Here is a 4,431-nt window from a genome sequence, read left to right on the forward strand (position 1 = left end):
GCCGGGCGACGCCGTCGCCGGCACCCGGCGTCGCCGCCGACCCGTCGGACACGGTGACCCCGAGCAGGCCGGCGGCGTCCGCGCCGAGGCGGACCAGCGGCCCACCGAGGTCGAGCTTCAACCGGGGACCCCGCCGGCCGCCGGCCTTCGCGGTGCCGTCGGCACCACCCGTGGCCGGGGTACGACCGGTCGTGGCCACCGGCGCGGCGGTGCCCCGCGCGGACAGCGCGCCCAGGTCCGGTGCCGCCCCCTCCACCCACAGGGCGGTGGCGACCCGGCGCAACTGGTTCAACCCGCTGCGGTGCGCGGTGTTCACCGGCATCGCCAGGTGCTCGCGTCCGCGCAGGTTGTCCCCGATCAGCGAGGCGAGCTGCCCCGCACCGACCTGGAGGAACACCCGGAACCCGGCGGCGTACATGGCCTCGACGGTCTGCCGGAACCAGACCGGCTCCATCATGTGCCGGACGAAGATCCGGTTGACCTCCTCCTCGTCGGCCGGGAACGGCGCGTGCAGGGTCGCCGACCACACCGGCATCCGGGTCGGGTGCACCTCCCAGCGGCCCAGGGCGGCGCCGATCGAGGTGAGCCCGTCGGCGAAGGCGGGGGTGTGGAACGCCGACCGGAACGGCAGCTTCTGGCACAGGATGTTGCGGGTACGCAGCGCCTCGACGAGGCGGTCGACCTGCGGCTCCGGGCCGTTCACCACCGACTGCGCCGGGGCGTTGTCGTGCGACAGGACCACCCCCGGGTAGTCGCCGAGCAGCGGGGCGACCCGGTCCGCGCCGGCCCCGACGGCCGCGAAGACGTACCCGGAGACCTCCACCGAGTCGGCGTTGAACAGGTCGAGGAACTCGTCCATCGCGGCGGTGCTGATCTGGCCGCTGACCGCGGCGGCGGTCCACTCGCCGATGCTGTGCCCGGCGACCGCGTCGGGTCGTACCCCGATCCGGGTCAGCGCGGTGTCGAGCAGCTTGCCCACCTCGATCAGGCCGGCGCCGTGCCGGCCCAGGTCGGCGGCGGACCACTCGCGGTCCGGCAGGCCGAAGTGGGCTGCCAGGTCGGCGGTCCGGGGGGCGAACTCCGCCTCCAGGCCGGGGAAGACGAACGCGAGCCTGCCCGCCCCCGCGCCGAGCAGCGGTCGGGGACTGAACCAGATGTCCCGCCCGCCCCGCCACGCCTGCCCCCGGGCCACCGTCTTGCGGGCCACCGCGAGCAGCTTGTCGGTCGGGTTGACGATGCCCAACCGGGCCGTCCCCGGGGAGTCGCCGCCGGAGCGGGCGGCCAGCTCGACGCCGATCCGGCGTACCTCCTGGTCGTCGCGGTCCAGCAGCTCGGCGAGCCCGGCCGGGTCCGACGCGGCCAGCCAGAGCACCTGGTCCGGCTCGTCGACCACGGCCCGGCCGGCGGCCGGTGCGGTCAGCCCCACCACCGGCTCACCCACCGACACCGGGGCCTGCTCGATGATCAGGTGGGCGTTGATCCCACCGAACCCGAACGCGTTGACCCCGGCCCGGCGCGGGCCGTCGCTCTCCCACGGCCGGGCGGTGTCGATCGGCGCGAACCGGGTCGCCGCCATCTCCTTGCGCGGTGTCTCGCAGTGCAGCGTCGGCGGCAGCACCCCCCGGTGCACCGCGAGCGCCGCCTTGATCAGGCCGGCCACCCCGGCCGCCGGCATGGTGTGCCCGATCATCGACTTCACCGAGCCGATCACCGGACGCGGCCCACCGGTGTACGGGCCGAACACCTCCGCCACCGTGGTCAGCTCGGCGGCGTCCCCGGTCGGGGTGCCGGTGCCGTGCGCCTCCAGCAGCCCCAGCGCGTCCGGGGCGGTCGGGTCGAGCCCGGCGGACTCCCAGGCCCGCCGGATCGCCAGCACCTGACCGGAGACCGCCGGGTTGAACATGCTCGCCGACTTGCCGTCGCTGGACACCCCGCTGCCCCGGATCACCGCGTACACCCGGTCGCCGTCGCGCACCGCGTCGGCGTACCGCTTGAGCACCACCACGCCGGTGCCCTCGCCGATCAGCAGCCCGTCGGCGGCGGCGTCGAACGGACGGATCTCGCCCCGCCGCGACAGCGCCCGGAGCTGGTTGAACACCGACCAGAAGCTGATGTCGTGCACGTGGTGCACACCACCGGCGAGCACCGCGTCCAACCGGCCGTTGAGCAGCTCGGTGATGCCCTGGTCCACGGCGATCAGCGACGACGCGCAGGCCGCGTCGATGGTGTACGCCGGGCCGCGCAGGTCGAGCCGGTTGGCCACCCGGGAGGCGGCCAGGTTCGGCACCAGGCCGATCGTCCCCTCCGGCTGGTACGGCCCGAGCCGCTCGTCGAACTTCTTGCGCAGCAGCTCCAGCCGGGCCGGGTCGACGTCGGGGATCAGCTCCCGCAGGATGCTGACCACCTGGCTGGACATCCGCACCCGCTGGGCGTAGCGGGCCTGGGCGGGGCTGAGGATGCCGCCCCGGCCGAGGATGACGCCGATCCGGTCGCGCGCCGGGAGCCGGTCGCCGCCACCCGCGTCGTCGATCGCCGCGGCGGCCACCTCCAGCGTGATCAGCTGGTCCGGCTCGATGTCGCCCACCGAGGCGGGCATCACCCCGAACCGCAGCGGCTCGAAGGTGGCGAACTCGTCGACGAACCCGCCGCGCCGGCAGTACATCCGGTCGGCCCGGTGGGACTGCTCCGGGTCGTAGAACTCCTCGTCCCAGCGGTGCGTGGGGACGTCGGTGATCGCGTCGACCCCGCCGATCAGGTTGCGCCAGTAGCTCTCCAGGTCACCGGCGGAGGGCATCAGGGCGGCCATCCCCACGATCGCGATCTGGCCGGGCGCAGCGGCGCCGTTGTTCATCGGTTCCTCCGACGGGTGGGGCGGGTGGGGGCGGGACGGCACATCGACGCCCTCACCACCCGGAGGCGGTGTAGACGACCGAGGTGACCGACGCGTCGGCCCAGGCCAGCTCGCGCAGCAGGGCCAGCGCGCCCTCCTCCGGGTCGATCAGGCCGATGCCGCGCCGGGCGTACTCCCGGCTCAGCTCGGCGGTGACCATGCCGCCGTGGCCGACGCCGGGCGCCCACGGGCCCCAGTGGACGGTCACTGTGCGTACCCCGGTTCGGGCCGCGTACCGGGTGCCGATGGCGTCCAGGGCGTCGTTGGCCGCCGCGTAGTCGGCCTGTCCCCGGTTGCCGTAGGCGGCGGCGATGCTGCCGAAGAAGACCAGGAACCGCGGCGCGCCGGGCAGCGCGTCGAGGCCCGCCAGCAGCCCCCGGGCCCCGTCGACCTTGGTGTCGAAGACCCGGGTGAACGACGCCGGGTCCTTCTCGGCGATCAGCTTGTCCTCGATGATCCCGGCGGCGTAGACCACCCCGTCGAGGCGGCCGTACTCGGCGTGGATCGCGGCCAGCAGCACCCGGGTCGCCGCCACGTCCCGGACGTCCAGGGCGTGGTAGCGGACCTCCCCACCCAGCTCGGTCAGCTCGGCGATCGTCGAGGTCACCTCCCGGGCCGCCAGGACGGCCTGGGCGGTGCGGGAGATCTCGGCCGGCGAGGACAGGCCCCGCCGGGCCAGCACACCGACCAGCGCGGCGCGGTCGGTGGCGGCGGCCAGCTCCGGGTCCTCCGGGCCGGACGGCAACGGGGTACGGCCGACCAGCTCGATGCGGCAGCCGCTGGCCGAGGCGAGCGCCCGGGCGAACCACGGGGTGATGCCCCGCGCCCCACCGATCAGCACCACCACCGAGTCGCGTTCCAACCCGATCGCGGCGGCCTCGGACACCCCGTCGCCGGCCGGCCCGGCACCCCCGGCGGCCAGCGCGCCCAGCTCGACCGGGACCAGGTCGGCGACGTAGCGCTCGTCGCCACGCCGGGCGACCACCGGGGCGTCGGCGGCGGTGAGCAGCTCGTCGAGCAGCTGCCGGGCCAGCACCTCCGGCGTCGCCGCCGGGTCCACCGCCACGAACCGGGCGGTCAGCCCCGGGTACTCGCGGGCGATCGTGCGGAACAGGCCGGGCATGCCGTCGGCCGCGCCGGCGACGTCCTGCGCCCCGGCGGCGAGCAGCCAGCGCGGCCCGGCGGCCAGGGCCCGCTGCAACAGCGGGAACACGGCGGGCAGCAGCGGCTCGTCGAGGTTGGTCAGCCCGTCGAGCACCAGCACCCCGTCGAAGCCCTGGTCGGCCTGCTCGCTGTCGAGCACCCCCAGCTGGCCGCCGGCGCCGTGCGCGCCGAGCAGCTCCGCCAGGTACGCCCCGACCGGTCCGCCGCCGGTGATCAGGAACCGCATCCCGGCGAGCGTGCCCGGGTCGACGCGCTGTCCGGGCTGGACGCTCTCCCGGGCGACCAGCCGCTTCGGCGCGATCCCCACCCCGACTGTCCAGCATCCGGGGTTCCACCCGTCCCTCGACCAGTGCCCGACGGACCCTCGCCAGCCCGTC

Annotated in this window: 2 protein-coding genes; both read right to left on the minus strand. The window is 75.4% G+C overall.

The features are described 5' to 3' along the window. On the minus strand, positions 1-2,851 hold a 2,851-nt coding region (locus H1A17_RS33505; RefSeq protein ID WP_194823768.1), incomplete at its 3' end, for a type I polyketide synthase. A gap of 52 nt (positions 2,852-2,903) precedes the next feature. Beyond that, the coding region (locus tag H1A17_RS33510) for an SDR family NAD(P)-dependent oxidoreductase (protein WP_194823769.1) at positions 2,904-4,431 on the minus strand (1,528 nt) is incomplete at its 5' end.

It is taken from the genome of Micromonospora sp. S-DT3-3-22 (assembly GCF_015354745.1).
Taxonomy (GTDB): Bacteria; Actinomycetota; Actinomycetes; order Mycobacteriales; family Micromonosporaceae; genus Micromonospora; species Micromonospora wenchangensis.